The organism is Pseudoduganella sp. S-14, assembly GCF_049913285.1.
Taxonomy (GTDB): Bacteria; Pseudomonadota; Gammaproteobacteria; order Burkholderiales; family Burkholderiaceae_D; genus Rugamonas.
The window spans coordinates 531,907-547,332 of record NZ_CP183991.1; the positions used below are offsets into that span (position 1 = coordinate 531,907).

Consider the following 15,426-nt stretch of genomic DNA (forward strand, 5'->3'; position numbering starts at 1 on the left):
CGAGCAAAGAGTCACATATGACCTCTTAAATAAAGTATTGACCCGTATCTGACTGTTTTCCATGACGCGCTGGTGTTCGCGTTAGGAACGCGCTATAGTGGTCGAATATGACGCTTTAATTGGTTAAGGGTTCAGATATGGCTGATAAACTAAAAACAGCGGCGACACCCAAACCTTCTGGCCACCTCACCGAGAGTCCGATGCCCTTACCGGTCGAGCGTGCGCTGGTTGCTGCCGGAGATGACCTTGCGCTGGCCCGGCGACGCCGGGGGATTTCTACGTCGTCCATGGCGGAGCGGGCGGGCATCTCAACAAAGACGCTCTACCGACTGGAACACGGCGACCCAGGAGTGTCTTGGGGCGCTGTGGTTCGGGTCCTGAACATCCTGAACCTCCTCCCCGAGCTCAACAAGGCCCTGAACACCACCAATGATGCGCTCGGCCTGGCGCTCATGAACAAGGCGGTGGCCAAACGCATCCGGGTACGCAAAACCAACCCGGACAGTGGAGCCCTGTAATGGCAACGAAAAAAATAGCAAAAACCAGCACAACGCGGACGCTGCTCGTCTATCTGGGCGATACGGGACTGGAAGTGGGCGAACTGCAATTTTCCAGACAGGGGCAAAAAGAGGTCTCGGCGTTCCGGTACTCCCCCGCCTGGCTCAGTAATCCAAATTGCTTCGCACTGTCTCCCGACCTCCCCCTGAGCACCGACTTTCAATACCGCACGGGAAGCAAGGAGACTTCTACCTTTGCGGGTGCCATTGCCGATACCGAGCCTGATGGCTGGGGACGCCGGGTCATTAACCGCGCCCATGCTAAACGGCGCAAAGCTGAAAAAGACGCCGGCCGAGACGCCGGCTCCGCACAGCTGTCAGACCTGGACTATTTGCTGGGAGTACTGGATTCCAGCCGCATCGGCGCACTGCGCTTTAGGGACAATGCCGACAGCCCCTTCCTCGATGTGCCCCATGACGACAACTTGCCTGAAGGAACTCATGAGGTTCCGCTGCAGACCTTGATTCAAGCGTCGAAAGCGGTCGAATCCGGCAAGGAAACGGCGATGGACCTCGCGTATCTGAAAGGGCGCGGCACCTCGCTCGGTGGTATGCGACCCAAAGCAACGGCCCTGAAGCCCGACGGCACCATGGCCATCGCCAAATTTCCGAGCGTGAGTGATACGCGCGACGTGGCACGCGGTGAAGTGCTGGCGCTATTGCTCGCGAAAGAGGCGGGCCTGAATGCATCCGAGGCAGAAGTCATCATGTCTGGCAACCAGGCTGTCGCGCTTATCGTGCGGTTTGACCGACCCCGGGCTGGCGGTCGCATCCCTTACCTGTCTGCGGCCTCGTTGCTGCAGCTGGATTCCAGGGAGGATGGCGCATACACGCAGATTGCGGAGGCCATTGACCGGTTCTCTCCGAGACCGCTCGAAGACAAGCAGGAGCTTTGGGCGCGCATCTGCTTCAGCATGCTCATCACCAACGTGGATGACCACATGCACAACCACGGTTTCCTGCACAGCGGCGGAGGCCAATGGCGGCTTGCCCCGCTGTTTGACGTGAATCCGTTTCCCGACAAGGAACCCATCCTGAAGACCGCCGTAACCGAAGCGACCGGTGAAACCGGAGATATCCAGGATGCGCTGGATGCGGCGGCATACTTTGGCGTGTCCGATGCTGACGCTCATGCAATCCTGACCCGGATGATGGCTGCCCTGAATGACTGGAAACGACTTGCCCGGTCCCCGGCCGTGGGGATGGGTGATGATGAAATCGACAAGGTCGCGCCCGCTTTTGAGAACGACAACTGGGATACGGTAGCGTCCTTTCTGAAACGATAAGCCGGCCAATCGGTCCGTCCGGTCAGGCGTCGCCGGCATGGCAAACTCTCGATGCAGGGCTGTGCCTGTCTCAGCTTATTCTTCATGGACCGGCGTAACGAAGGAATGCAAATTCTCGCGTTTTGGCTGCCTCAACACCGCCAGTCCTTCGCTGGAGACGTTGTCGGCATGTCCGTGCGGAATTCGGACGAAGGCCGTCTGAAGACTGATTCGACGAGAGTTGAACTAACACAATAAAGAAGCGCAGCACGCATTCCTTGCTCTAGTTGCCCAAACGCTGCTTTGTCAGCAGAGTAATGGACAGTTTTTCAGCAGTGACATTGTCTGTGCGCCGCGACATCTGTCATCAGACTACCGCAGCCAAAAATCGCAAAGCGCCATCGAGGGGGCCGGTCACATCGCAGTACTTTGAGGAAGATTCAAACCCTTCTGACAATCGCTGCCAGGTCACGTCTGGGTTATTACACCTATCTAACCTGCGGAGGTGACAGTACCGATTCTTTCGTCAACTTCGGCTCTTTCAATAACTTCGCTTTGTAGTCGAGCAGTCCACTTTCATCGATGTCTAATCGCTGAAGCCATTCTTCTGCAGCCAGGCCGATGAGCCGAAATTCGCTTCCGGCCGATGCGAAATGAAGCCGATACTGCGGAGCTCGTATCGGCTTGAACAGCATGTTTGGAAGTACAAGCAGAGCTGGTTTCACACCAGTCTCATCGACTGGAGCAGCTTCAGGCTTCGGACCGCTTTGAATAACTACGCCATCACCATAGTCGTAAGTCGCAAACCAGTCCATCGGCAACTCTGAACGAAGCTTATTCATGCCACCTACCTTTTCGAGAAGCTGGTAGTTGACTGCGGTGAGCCACGATACGGTTTTGATGCCGGTGTGAGCCTTTACCGCCCCGCTTACGAGAATGCCGGCGTCGAACCCAAGCATCTTGGAGGCGATGACCGTTTCAAATGCCTGGTTATCATCATATTTTATGGCAGACAGATTCAGGCTATACCCACCGTAACCGTGGATTGCACGCACGCGCTTTGCAAAGCTTACGAACATCGCCTGAAATGCTGTTGGGTTGTCTTCCACGAATAGCAAAGGAAAGCTGAAGCGTAACCCGCTCAAACCCCGGTCGCCGGCCTTTGCGCACCACTCTTGAAGACCGAATGCCTGAAACTCCCATGGACCGGTATCATTTACCTGCTTGCCGCTTGTGTAGTGGAAGCTAACGGCATCGTCTTGCTCCAACGCAGCCATCATGGTCCGCATCGGCTTCACGCTTTCATAGGCAAGCTTGCTCGCACTGCGTCCTTCAGGAGGGTCTTCGCGAAATAGCCAGGTCAAATGCTTCCCGGCGATGTCTTTGAATTCATCAAAGCATTCGCAGATGGCCTCCCGGACTGCTGGAAGATGAGCATCGGCAAAGAACAGCGTACCTGCAATGGCCGGCACGCTTCCGACATAGGATTGCGCTCCTTTCTTTGTAAGAAGGCCGCCTGGGAATTCAAGCTTTTCGGGATGCTCGCGCATCAACTGAATAGGGTCAAAAGGCAATTCGCTCATATTCGATTCTTAGTAGGCCAATCCACGCGGAGGCGGTCGTTTAGTCATAATCATGTAAAGCAAGGCTAGGATTGCACCGACCGTGCCCGCATCTTCAACGGGAACTTTGGGGCCATCTGGCTCTGACTTGTCGCAGTCGCAGTCATCCGGAGTTAACGTCACCAACTTCTTTTCGTCGCCCGCGATGGCGACATACGCTTCACGCTGCTGACTGCCATATTCGTCTGGAGGAAATTTTACCTCGACGACCTTCTTGATGTTGTCCTGTGTTGGCGGCTTGGTCGAGTCATTAACGATGACCACATCCGGGCGCCGAACGTACCCTTTGCCTGGTTTGTAGGGTACCGGTCGAGTCGGGTCTTTGGGCCATAGCGTTTTCGTCCAGCCAGGCCAGAGGTCGCGGCTTTTGGTTTCGACCTCCTTGTCCATGAAGGGTTCCGGCGGACTCTTTGTCATGTCGTAGTTAATCTCTGGCTTGTACGGGCTTCGGTGTCGCAGTGTTTCATCGAGTCCTTTCAGCTGATTTGAAACGCAAACCTGCTTCAGAGACCGCCCGTCCTTGCCGATTCCAGGCGTGTTCTTGCAATGGCAGACTGCGCTGCAGAGCACCTTCTTATCGGCGGCATCGAGCTGAGGGGAGTTGAGCTTTACAACGGTCGTTGCACCTTGGGGGCTGGTAGGTCCAGTTGCGAGGGGCGGTTGAGAAGGTGATGTCATGTAGCCGAATCCTGAATCAAATCAAATGCCAACGATTCCTGTACGTCACGCTCAACCCATTGCGTGTAGCCGTCAGCATCTGTGCTTCCGGTGACGTACTGGCCGCTAGTGGAGCGCAATCGCACTGCCTGGTTGCGAATAGGTTCGCCTGTCGTCGCATCGACGACTTGGAACCTGCCGCGGAACTTGGGGTTATCGCTGTCGGTGATGGCTTCGTCTTGGTAAGCGCCCAGGAGCGTCGGGCCGATTAGGCCGAAGCCTCTTGGCACACTCGACGTGGTGACAGCAACGTCAGCCTTTGGCGCCGCGCCTGCAGAAGGACTTGTAGTTGTCACGACCTGGCCTGAAATGAGCGTGGCTCCGCAAGCAGTCTTGCAGCCATGGTAGGCCACGGCTTTTCCCTCGTCGATTAGACTCTGGTCCCCCTGGGTGATAGGAAATACGCCCTTACAGCGCGGGCAAGAGACCATATCGCCAACTCGCGCCCAGCCTTTTCCATGTGTGTCCGAAACCATGGAACTACCTATTACGGTTCCACCATGGGTGGTTTTGTCGCCGAATACGATGATGGGCTGGGTCATGCCTCCTCCAACGCGTAGCCAGAATAATTGTCAAAAGATAATTATAAATTCGACTACATCTGTACTCCCGCACGATTGGAAGAGTGATGTGGGTTTATTGCCTGCAAGTCAGGAATTTCAGTCGAAGTCAGTGAATCCCTCGGGGACGCGCGTCGTGTTTCGGCGGTTTGCGCTCTTAGGCAAGCGAATTATCTGAAGGTCGAGTATTCCGCCTTTATCTGAAATACAGCTATTTTGTCATTATCCGCTATTCAGATAAAATCGCTTTATCTGCATAACGGATGCCCGGAATGTCTTTCACGCCTACACTGATTACCGCTCCACAGCTCGGTCAACTGCTTGTATCGGAACGTAAGCGGCTCAAGCTAACCCAAACTGCTGTAGGGATTCGTGTCGGGCTTAGCCAAAATCGCATCTCACACTTGGAGAAGCACCCCGAGGAAATCAGCTTCAAGCAGCTACTTAGCTGGTGCTCGATACTCGAACTGGAGTTACGAATGGCCGTAAAAGACAGTACTGCGGCTAACAGTGCGGCGGAGTGGTAATCATTGGTTGGTATCGCATAGCGAGCGGCAGCTAAATCGGCTCCCTGGCCCGCCAGTTTTTATCCGGCCGGCGCTACGACTGACAAGGGGCTGATTGTCGGCCGTAACGCGGGTAGCGATGTCTGAAAAGTGTGGGATTCGTGGCGGAGATGTCTGAAAACCTGCGAATTCAATGCGAAGTCTGATGCTTTCGCTTGCAGAGCATTTCGCTCTGTGAAAGCAATTTTGAGAAGGACGGGCTCGAACGCAGCCATTGTTCCCGCCATTCCGCCTCTCGACCAGACGGAGCTCCCCGACCTAAATGCGGTTGACATCTCGATGCGGCTGTTCTTTTGTTTTCAACAACTTTAAAGGCTACGTATTGAGCGGGTGCGCAAAACGTAGTGCCACCTTGGCAGATTTCATGCCACGGTCCCACCTGGAGTGGCTAAGAGAATCCCGCACGCGACGGTCGCTCAGGCGACCGTCGTGCCGTTTAAGAGTTCAGGTGATGCTAGGCGTGAACACGAGACACCGTCGTCTAGCTGACATTGCGGGGAGTAATCGATTTTGAATCGAAACAGGCCTACTAGACCTAGTAAGTGTTCGGCTGACATCGATTGCTTGAAACGTCGTGTCCGAGTCGGACACGAGCGTCAAACCGGAGTGCTGCAGAGCCCAGGGCCTCTAGCCGCCGTGCCCGCGTGGGGCACGCTCGATTATTTGGTCGTGAAGCTCCATATTGCACCTGATGAGCAACCAGGCCGTATCCGACTCGGACACGAACAGTGTGGGTAAGGTTTCGGCCCGAGCTTCCACGCTTGAATTTGGCACGTTACGCCAGTCGCGGATAATTCGGTATAACGACTTAAATGGCGTCAGTTGGGAGCTATATTAGAAGGTAATCTTTTCGCGAATGCGCTGGGTCCTGTGGGGAAAAGTTTGGGGAAAATTTCTCCTGATTTTCTTCCCAACCCTGCCTCATCTTGCTCAACACTGCCGATATGGAATATGATGATGATTCAAAGAGTTACGGTAAAACAAGCTACTTTTCCCAAACCCTGAAAAGGGCCTCCGAAGCCGAGGGTCGTGGGTTCGATCCCCGCCAGCCGCGCCACATTTCCCCGTATTTCCTTACCCATCACTTCGCCGTTTGGCAAAGTTTTGCGTCCTTTCACTTGCTCTCGCAATCGCAGCTAGCGGTCTAAAAGTTGGTGCGCACGATTGAACGTTGCAGATTGGCACAACAATAGTCCATTTATAATCTATTGCTATTTTTGTATGCCTGCTCGCCACCGCTAGCGCAGGCAAACTGCAAGGACCGAGCATCATGAAAATGAATGGGTTGTCTGAATCGCTGGCAGGCTTGCTTCCAATCGGGAGCTGGGCAGGCGCCAATCGTCCGATCCGCCTGCGCCTGTCCGGTGCGGAAGACGACCTTCTGCTGCCCAAGCATGTCAGTGGAACAGAAACCATCTGTGGCGGCATCGAATACCGGCTGTTGTGCGTATCGAAGACTGCTGGCCTGCCGACCAAGCAGTTCATTGCCGTACCGGCTGAAGTGCAGTTCGTGACCGACACAGGAGATCTGCGCTCCGTTTGCGGAATCGTCGCCGAAGCCATCGAAGGACAAAGCGATGGCGGCCTGGCCACATACCAGCTGGTCATCCGCGACGCCCTGGCAGTGATGGAACTCCGCACGAATACCCGCATCTTTCGCAACGCCAGCGAGATCGATATCACGCAAACCATCTTGAGCGAATGGTGCCAGCGTTCCCCGATGATCGCGCGCGCCTTTGAGTTCGAGCTTGGCCAGCTGCGCAGCTACCCCGAGCGTGAATTCACGATGCAGTACAACGAATCGGACGCACAGTTCTTGCGCCGGTTGTGGAAGCGGCGCGGCATCGCATGGTTCATCCGGCCAGGCAAGTCAAGCGAGAATAAGGACGACAGCGTGCCGGCGCATACGCTGGTGTTGTTCGACGACGTATCGGCGCTGCAGCAAAACGCTGCCGGCACGGTCCGGTACCACCGCGACGACGGCACGGAAACCCGTGACAGCATTACAGCCTGGCACGCCGTGCGCACCCTACGCCCAGGCAAGACTAGCCGCCAAAGCTGGGACTATGCCAACGCCCAGATGTCGGGGAGCGACGAAAACGGCCGCAATGACCAGGGCGAATGGGGTAACCAACTGGCGGCGAGCCTGGAAGACTACCTGGTCGATGTACCGCACGCCGGCGACAGCAGTGCGGACTATCGCAATCTCGGCACACTGAGGATGCTGCGTCACGAATACGAATCGAAGTGCTACCGCGGCGAGAGCGGCGTGCGCGACCTATGTATCGGCCAATGGATAGCAGTGACCGGGCATGCCGCAATCGACGCCCGTCCGCCCGAGGAACGCGAGTTCGTGATCACCGAACTGCACGTCGATGCCGAGAACAACCTGCCTAAACCGTTGAACGACAAGGCGCGACGCCTGTTCGCCATGAATCGCTGGTGCGGCGGCGGCCTGGGTTCCGCACTGGAGCAGGCCAGCGAAGAACGCGGTGTGCGCTACACCAACCACTTCAGTTGCGTGCGTCGCGGCATCGCCATCGTGCCGGTCTACGATCCGCGTATCGACTTGCCACGGACCGAGGCGCAAAGCGTGATTGTGGTCGGACCGCCAGGCGAAGAAGTCCATTGCGATGACCTTGGCCGGGTCAAGATCCGCTTCCCGGCCTGCCGCCCGGCAGACCATCCCAATGGCGCTGGCGCTTCCGACAGTGATCGCGACTCGGCGTGGGTGCGCATTGCCGGTACCTGGGCCAGCCGCCAGTGGGGTGCGATCTCGCTGCCGCGTGCCGGAGACGAATGCATCGTCACCTTCCTTGGCGGTGACCCGGACAAGCCGATCATCACTGGCCGTGTGCATGGCGGCACCACCCCGCCGCCAACATTCAGCCATGCTGGAGGGCTGCCAGGCAACCGCTACCTGTCAGGCATCAAAAGCAAGGAAGTCCAGGGTTCGCGCTACAACCAGCTGCGAGTGGACGATACGCCCGGTGAGATCAGCGCTCAACTGGCGAGCGAACATGGGCATAGTGAGTTGAATCTTGGCTACCTGACCGACCCGCGCTTCGACGGCAAAGGCAGCCCGCGTGGCGAAGGCGCGGAGCTACGCAGCGATCATGCAGTAGCGATCAAGGGTGCGCAGGGCGTCTACATCAGCGCCGATGCACAACTGCGGGCGGCCGGTCGCCAATTGGAGCGCGAAGGCTTGACCGGCCTGGCTGATGCATTGCAAAGCATACAGAATCAATTGGCCGAACTGGCGGGCACGCATCACGCGGAGGATGGCGACGGCAAGCCCCTGTCGCAGCTGATTGGCCATCTGAAGCAATGGGAAAAAGGCAGCAATACCGACGGCGGCAAGGGCAGCCCGGCCGGCGGGCAACCGATCGTCGCGGTGAATGCACCGGCCGGTGCGATACTGGGCAGCTCCGACAATATCGCCATTGGCGCGCAGACCCACATTGATGTCGTCAGCGTCGGCAACACGCAGGTGTCGGCGGGACGCAGCCTGCTGATGCGCGCGGCGCAAACTGTGAGCCTGTTCGCGCACAAGCTGGGCATGAAGCTCGTTGCCGCAGAAGGCAAGATCGACATGCAGACGCACCAGGATGACATCGAGCTTACCTCGGCGAAGCGAATCGTGTTGTCCGCCGCGGACGAAATCGTCATCCAGGCGCCGAAGATTCGCATCGTGAGCCAGGGCGCGCAGTCGAATTATGGCGGTGGAGCGATCACGCACCAGCTCAGTGGCGCTTACACAGTCAAGTCGGCGACGTTCGCACATAGCGGAGCCGGAGACGCCAGCCCGCAGGCATTGGATCTGCCAAAGAGCAAAGTCCAGTCGGACGAGAAATTCATCGTCCGCTATATCGGCAGCAATGCCCCGGTCAAAGGCGCGTCGTACACCATCAAGCTGAACAACGGCAATGTCATCAGCGGGAAAACCAATGCCAAAGGCGAGACCGAGCTCACTAAAGAGCAAGAAATGCTCATCGCCGACATAGAGATCCGTGATGATGCTGATGCCTGACGAGAAAATCGAGAAATGACAGACAACACACCTACTCGGGAAGTCCCATCGCAATATGACGGTACCACCGTGCGCGCCAAGTCCGTGCTGTCGCCGGAGGGTTTCCCTGTGCGCGCGCTGATCAAACTTTATCCAAAGAAGATTATCCCGATCGTCTTCATCCCTGGGATTATGGGGACGAACTTGCGCGTAAAAGACAGCGACGAGCGCGCGTGGCGCCCACCGAATGGTAAGTTGGCTGGACTTGTCCAAGTAATCCAGTATTTGGGAAAAGATGCGGTCGCTAGGAAAGGAGTTCTTCATCCCGACCGGGTCGAAGTCGATGAAGCAGGCCCGATAAAACTAACTGGAAAAGTTGAGCGGCAACTCAAAGGGGCACCAGAGTTGCCCCCTGAAAAGCTTGCACGCCTTTTTGGCTGGGGCGAACTGCATCAAGACAGCTATGGGCGCATTCTCAACACTTTGCAAGAACGCTTACACGACATTTTGACGATCGATGGCGCCCCTGACGAGGCTTGGCACAAGCTTGTGTTGGAACAGCAAAAAGCACATCAATTCGGTGCAGAGAAGTCGTTCGAGGAACTGACGCCAGAAGACCTCAAACGGTTCGCTAAGGCGGCCTACCCGGTTCATGCCGTCGGTTATAACTGGCTGCAGTCTAACAATGTGTCTGTCAAACGTTTGGTTGACAAGATCGATGCCATTACTGACTTCTACAAGAACACGTTGCAAAAAGACTGTGAGAAAGTGATTCTTGTGACCCATTCCATGGGGGGATTGGTGGCACGTGCATGTACACAACTGCAGGGCAAGAGCGACAAAGTCCTGGGTGTGCTCCACGGCGTTATGCCTGCCATAGGTGCTCCCGCCACTTATAAACGTATGCGTGCCGGCTTCGAAGGAGTTGAGCAGGTTCTATTGGGACGTAATGCGGCGGAAGCCACAGCGGTACTGACGCAGGCACCGGGACCGATGGAACTGTTACCTACCGCGGAATACCAAGCCAAACTTGCAGGAGGAGCGCAGCATTGGCTTCGCGCGCATTACGCCGATGCGAAGACGGAGGAGAATCAGGTTACGTCGTTTCTTGGCGAAGGCGACCCATATGACACGATTTATCGAAACAAGACTGACTGGTGGCGGTTGGTTAAAAGTGAGCTAATTGATCCTGGCAAAACGGACGACAGAAAGCAGGCCTTTCCGCCTGCTGACGATAGCGAAAGCCCTTTGAATTCCGATCTCGAATTTGCAAAGTATGAGACGGCTCTACAAGTAGCACGCGATCTTCACGCGGGAATCAAGAGCCAGTATCACGCCAATTGTCATGCCTACTACGCCGCAGATCATGGGCAACCAGCTTGGGGGGAAGTCCGATGGGTAGCAAGTACCCCCACTGGTGATTTCTCCCGCGGTGAAATTGTTGAGGATGACCTGAACGGGAAAATCAAAGTAAAGTTCGGCGAAAGTATTTGCAAGCTAAAGATTGCTGGTCAAGACCTGCCAGGCGATGGAACTGTGCCAGAGTTCTCAGGCCAAGCTCCAAAGGAATACGTGAAGCAGATATTTCGCCACGAAGGTAAGAAAAAAGGACACACCAGTTATGATCACCAGGGTAGCTATAGCAATGACTTCACGACCGGACTTACACTGTATTCGATCGTTAAGCTCACTCTAGAGTCTGGAATATTAAATGAGGTGAGCGATGCATAGTCCAACAAAGATCATCTTCAAGGGGGGAGGCAGCTTGCTGTTGGCCATTTCCCTTATCGCCCAAGCTAATGCTGAGGACAAATCAACTTTAAAGGAACACGCCATGAGCGCGGTCGCGCAAGAGAAAATGTCAACGCACTGCCTTGGTCGATTCCAAGTGGATCTTCCGTCCGATGCCGAGTACATCGGAGGAAACTATGAATATAGCTTCGCGACAATCGAGGTAAAGGCCATCAGTTACGAGGCGTATCAGCAGGAACTGGACGGCTTCGAAGCGAAACTAAAATCAACCAAGCATAAATCCGGCTCCGCGCTGCTCTTGAAAAAAAACGTCGCTGATGGGGACAGCCGAGTCCTGAGTTTTTGGGACGATTACAACTCCACCATATTGATTAACACCTATGGTTATCGTTGGATCGACGGTATGCGGTATCTAGTTCGCACCACGCCAGACCCAGATAAAATGGAAATTGCCACGTCACACGTAGGTAATATCTTGTCACATCTGAGTGCACGATCAAATGAAGTGCCCTCGACTCCAGGATTCTGCATCGCGCACGGGATGATCTCAGACGAAGGTAGCAGCAAGAATGAAAGCATAAAGGCACGATTCCGCCTAAAGAGTCGCCCTGATATCGTCATCGATATTGCCACCAAGCGCAATCCCGGTACCCCACCCGAATTGCTGCTGTCGCGTAAGCCCAGCGTCTTTAGCGCGCTGGGCGTTCTGGGCGCAACTCTGAGTGGCATATCAACCCTCCGGGAGGGTGACCGTAAGGTTGGTGGGATGCCCGGTCAAGAGTGGCTATTGAAGGCCCCAAATGATGATGGACACCAAGCTCATCTGTTTACCTGGGAGGCGCCAGGATTGCGCCGCGACGCGCTACATCCACAGGTCCGCATTGATCTGCAGTCAGCCAACAACGATGGCGGACGTGATCCATCACCGGCAAGTCTGACAAATCAACAAATGCTGGAACTCTGGGAAAGCATCCTTTCGTCTTTGCGTCTCCGTCCAACTAACGGTGGACAAGCTGCGGAAGTCGGGAAGCCATCAACTCAAGCGCATCCCGATAGCATTCTTCCGCTGGGAGAGTTTCTACGAACCGGAGCAATTTGCCCGCAGACTGGTTACTGGCAATGCCCTGAGAATGATGTGCACGGCAGCACGCGACTATTCCGGGCAGGGGACACTATGCCACCTGCGATTCTCAAGCGCGATCTGTCATTTGTCGAGCGTCTGAGGGGCCGCAGCGATCAACATAGCACTAGTACGGTGTGGCGTCTTGTGCGTTATGAGGATTCAAATGCAAGCAGTACGTCGCCGTCATCGGCGGGCGACGACGTCATCCAATCATCAAGCGATACCTAAGTATGCCTAACGTCATTCGCCTTAACGACCCCACTTCACATGGAGGAAAAGTCGTCAGCGTAAGCGCGACCTGGTTCACGGTCGATGGCATTCCAGTTGCCCGCGTGGGCGACCAATGTATCTGCCCTATGCCGGGCCACAGTGTCTGCGTAATCATCGAAGGAAATTCCGATCATGTCATTGACGGAATTCCGGTTGCCTATGACGGCCACAAGACAAGTTGCGGTGCCGCTCTGCAATCCACGCTATCAAGCTTCAGCACGAAATGAGGCTATTTTGGAGCTGTGGTTTAACAGCCTTGAGCCCCGGCCGATCAGCATGACCGACAAGCAAATGCTCGGCCTGTGGACAGAATTTTGACTTCCTTACGGCTGCGGCCAACCGAAGATATTCCTGGTATGGCAAAGCAGGCGCTGGAATAAGGCGAATCAGCAGATTTTCCCGTGGACGATACACGCTTGGGTTGCGCCGCCCTTGGTCAATCGTTAATATTGTGTAAATTTTGTTAACCCGAAGCTGGCGCGCGCATGCTGGATGTCTTGATTACTGTCGATGTGGAGATCTGGTGCGATGGCTGGCAAGACATCGATGCCCGCTTTCCCGACGCCTTCCGGCGCTACATCCATGGTCCCACCGCAGGCGGCGACTACGGCTTGCCGTACCAGCTTAAAGTGCTGTCCGACCATGGACTGAAGGGTGTGTTCTTCGTCGAACCGCTATTCGCCGCCCGCTTCGGCCTCCAGCCGCTGACGGAAATCGCCGGCATGATCGAGGCGGCGGGACATGAGGTGCAGTTGCACCTGCATACCGAATGGGTCGACGAGGCGCGCGAGCCGCTGCTGCCATCGGTGGCCGGCAAACGCCAGCACTTGCGCTATTTCTCCCCCGACGAACAGGCCATCTTGATCCGCAAGGGCAAGGCCATGCTGGAGCAGGCTGGAGCCACGAACGTGAATGCGTTTCGTGCCGGCAGCTTCGGCTTCAACCGCGATACCCTGCATGCGCTGGCGGCCAATGGCTTGCCATTTGACAGCAGCTACAACGCGACCTTGATGGGGCCGGACAGCGGAGTCATGCCGGGCATCCTGATGACCGACCCGGCCAACTGCGATGGCGTAACGGAATATCCGATGACGGTGTACCGCGATGGCCGCGGCCTGCGCCATGCGCAACTGACTTCGTGCTCGTCGGCGGAGCTGGAAGGCTTGCTGTGGCAAGCTCTGGAGCAGGAGCGGCAGGCATTCGTGCTGCTGTCGCACGGCTTCGAATTGCTGAATACGGCCAAGACCCGCAGCGATCCGGTGGTAGTGCAGCGCTTCCAACGACTTTGCCAATTCCTGCAGCAGCACCGTGACAGCTTCCGCACGGCCGGATTTGCCGGCCGCGACCAGGCTGTGGCAGGCATCCAGCACGGCCCGCTGACTTCGCCATTTCATCGTACTGGCATGCGCATGGTGGAACAGGCCTACCGCCGGAGGTATGGATGAGCCGTTGGGAATTGCGCCCGGTGCCGTTCCGGTTCCAGCTCAGCGACCTGACCCTGGCCAGTTATGCGCTGCCACTGCAGGTGCGCCCGGAAAAACTGGGCGCCCCGCTGCGCCAAGCACAAGCGCTGCACGCGCCCGTGCACGAGTTGCTGCCCGGTAGCCAAGGCTTCGTTGAACGCGGCGTTCCGCTTGACGAGCAGGCGCCGCCGTTCCGCAAGGCCGGCGACTACCTGTGCTACGTGCCGCAGCATTACCGCCATTGCTTCATCGACCTTGGGATGGGCTTTGCCGCCTACCAGGCCAAGTTCTCCTCCAAGACCCGCGCCACGATTGTGCGCAAGGTGCGCAAGTTTGCCGAGCAGACGGGCGGCGAGCTGCGCTGGAAGAGCTACCGTTCGCCGGAAGAAATCGACGCCTTCCTGCAACTGGCCTTGCCGCTGTCGCGCCGCACCTACCAGGAGCGTCTGCTCGATGCCGGTCTGCCATCCAGCGAGTCGTTCCGCCAGCAGGCGCGCGCCTGGGCTGCCGATGACCAGGCGCGCGCCTACCTGCTGTTCGATGGCGCGCGCGCCGTGTCCTACCTGTTTTGCCCGGCCAGCGACGGTGTGCTGAGCTACTCCTATCAGGGTTACGACCCCGAGTACATGAAACTGTCCGTCGGCACCGTGCTGCAATGGTTGGCGTTGGAAGATTTGTTTAATGAAGGCAAGTTCCGCTACTTCGACTTCACCGAGGGCGAAACCGAGCACAAGCGCCTGTTTGCGACTGAGCAGCGCCTGTGCGCCAATATCTTCCTGGTGCGCCGCAGCTTGGCCAATAGCCTGCTGCTGCGCGCGCATTTCGCGATGAACCTGCTGTCGGGATGGCTGGGGCGCATGGTAGAGCGCTTCGGGCTGAAAGCGCGCCTGAAGCGCATGCTGCGCTTTGGCCGGGTTGCGGCCGTATGAAAACGCTGCTCAAGCAATTGGCGCGGGCCATGCTGGGCGATTATTCCATCTACCGCGTGTTGCAACGCAGGGCCAGCGCCGGGCCGGCGCCGATGCCGCCGCAAGCAGCGAATTTTGTGGTCGGCCCAGTGCAGCGTGCCGAGATCGAAGCTTCCCCCGACCCGGTCATGCGCGAACAAGCCTTTTACGCAGGCGAGGGCGCACGTGCCTACGCCTGCCGCGATGGCGGCCAGATCGTCGGCCTGTGCTTCTATTGGTATGGCGAACGCTACCGTCCTCGCGGCTTCTGGCCCTTGCAGGACAAGCAGGCCAAGCTGGTCCAGATCATTACCTCGCCCGCCATGCGCGGGCGCAAGGTGGCGCCGGCGCTGATTGCGGCCTCGGGTGCGGATATGGCGGCGCAAGGTTTTGACTGCCTGTTTGCACGTGTGTGGCATAACAACCACCCATCCTTGCGCGCCTTTGCCGCCGCCGGCTGGACCCGCTGCGCCCTGGTGGTGGAACTCAATCCCTTGCGGCGGACTCGGCCGTGGCGCCTGCGCTTCCCCTAAGTTGGCCCAGCGTGTGAATTTCATGCAAGAATACGAACTCGA

General features: G+C 56.9%; 12 protein-coding genes. 9 read left to right on the forward strand and 3 right to left on the reverse strand.

Features of this window, described 5'->3' with window-relative positions:
• Positions 1 to 137 precede the first annotated feature (137 nt).
• Positions 138 to 518 carry a helix-turn-helix domain-containing protein gene (locus ACN9MZ_RS02515; protein ID WP_426340752.1) on the forward strand — a complete coding sequence of 127 codons (381 nt, stop codon included), beginning with the start codon at positions 138 to 140 and terminating at the stop codon, positions 516 to 518.
• Positions 518 to 1,843: a type II toxin-antitoxin system HipA family toxin gene (locus ACN9MZ_RS02520; protein WP_426340753.1), complete on the forward strand. Its 1,326-nt coding sequence runs from the start codon at positions 518 to 520 to the stop codon at positions 1,841 to 1,843. The genes ACN9MZ_RS02515 and ACN9MZ_RS02520 overlap by 1 nt, the downstream gene beginning before the upstream one ends.
• A gap of 467 nt (positions 1,844 to 2,310) precedes the next feature.
• Here the strand turns inward: ACN9MZ_RS02520 and ACN9MZ_RS02525 are convergent, their stop codons facing one another.
• From ACN9MZ_RS02525 to ACN9MZ_RS02535, 3 genes are read right to left on the reverse strand one after another with little or no spacing between them, the layout of a single operon-like run.
• Complete coding sequence (locus ACN9MZ_RS02525; protein WP_426340754.1) at positions 2,311 to 3,405, reverse strand: type VI immunity family protein; 1,095 nt, start codon at positions 3,403 to 3,405, stop codon at positions 2,311 to 2,313.
• Between the two features lie 9 nt (positions 3,406 to 3,414).
• Entirely contained in the window at positions 3,415 to 4,122 is a 708-nt protein-coding gene (locus ACN9MZ_RS02530) for a VRR-NUC domain-containing protein (RefSeq protein WP_426340755.1), read from the reverse strand.
• Complete coding sequence (locus ACN9MZ_RS02535; protein ID WP_426340756.1) at positions 4,119 to 4,703, reverse strand: PAAR domain-containing protein; 585 nt, start codon at positions 4,701 to 4,703, stop codon at positions 4,119 to 4,121. The genes ACN9MZ_RS02530 and ACN9MZ_RS02535 overlap by 4 nt, the downstream gene beginning before the upstream one ends.
• A gap of 1,860 nt (positions 4,704 to 6,563) precedes the next feature.
• Here ACN9MZ_RS02535 and ACN9MZ_RS02540 point away from each other — a divergent pair.
• The 7 genes from ACN9MZ_RS02540 (at position 6,564) to ACN9MZ_RS02570 (ending at position 15,384) form a co-directional block, all read left to right on the forward strand.
• Positions 6,564 to 9,317 (forward strand): type VI secretion system Vgr family protein, encoded by a 2,754-nt coding sequence (locus ACN9MZ_RS02540; RefSeq protein ID WP_426340757.1) that lies wholly within the window; start codon positions 6,564 to 6,566, stop codon positions 9,315 to 9,317.
• Between the two features lie 15 nt (positions 9,318 to 9,332).
• Positions 9,333 to 11,027, forward strand: coding sequence for an esterase/lipase family protein (locus ACN9MZ_RS02545; protein ID WP_426340758.1), 1,695 nt, complete (start codon positions 9,333 to 9,335; stop codon positions 11,025 to 11,027).
• Positions 11,020 to 12,399: a T6SS immunity protein Tli4 family protein gene (locus ACN9MZ_RS02550; protein WP_426340759.1), complete on the forward strand. Its 1,380-nt coding sequence runs from the start codon at positions 11,020 to 11,022 to the stop codon at positions 12,397 to 12,399. The genes ACN9MZ_RS02545 and ACN9MZ_RS02550 overlap by 8 nt, the downstream gene beginning before the upstream one ends.
• 2 nt (positions 12,400 to 12,401) lie before the next feature.
• Positions 12,402 to 12,668: a PAAR domain-containing protein gene (locus ACN9MZ_RS02555; protein WP_426340760.1), complete on the forward strand. Its 267-nt coding sequence runs from the start codon at positions 12,402 to 12,404 to the stop codon at positions 12,666 to 12,668.
• Between the two features lie 258 nt (positions 12,669 to 12,926).
• The gene (locus ACN9MZ_RS02560) at positions 12,927 to 13,886 is read left to right on the forward strand and encodes a polysaccharide deacetylase family protein (RefSeq protein ID WP_426340761.1); all 960 of its coding nucleotides are present in this window, start codon (positions 12,927 to 12,929) and stop codon (positions 13,884 to 13,886) included.
• Positions 13,883 to 14,833, forward strand: coding sequence for a GNAT family N-acetyltransferase (locus ACN9MZ_RS02565; RefSeq protein WP_426340762.1), 951 nt, complete (start codon positions 13,883 to 13,885; stop codon positions 14,831 to 14,833). Before ACN9MZ_RS02560 ends, ACN9MZ_RS02565 begins: the two co-directional genes overlap by 4 nt.
• Positions 14,830 to 15,384 carry a GNAT family N-acetyltransferase gene (locus ACN9MZ_RS02570; RefSeq protein ID WP_426340763.1) on the forward strand — a complete coding sequence of 185 codons (555 nt, stop codon included), beginning with the start codon at positions 14,830 to 14,832 and terminating at the stop codon, positions 15,382 to 15,384. The genes ACN9MZ_RS02565 and ACN9MZ_RS02570 overlap by 4 nt, the downstream gene beginning before the upstream one ends.
• Positions 15,385 to 15,426: the final 42 nt, after the last annotated feature.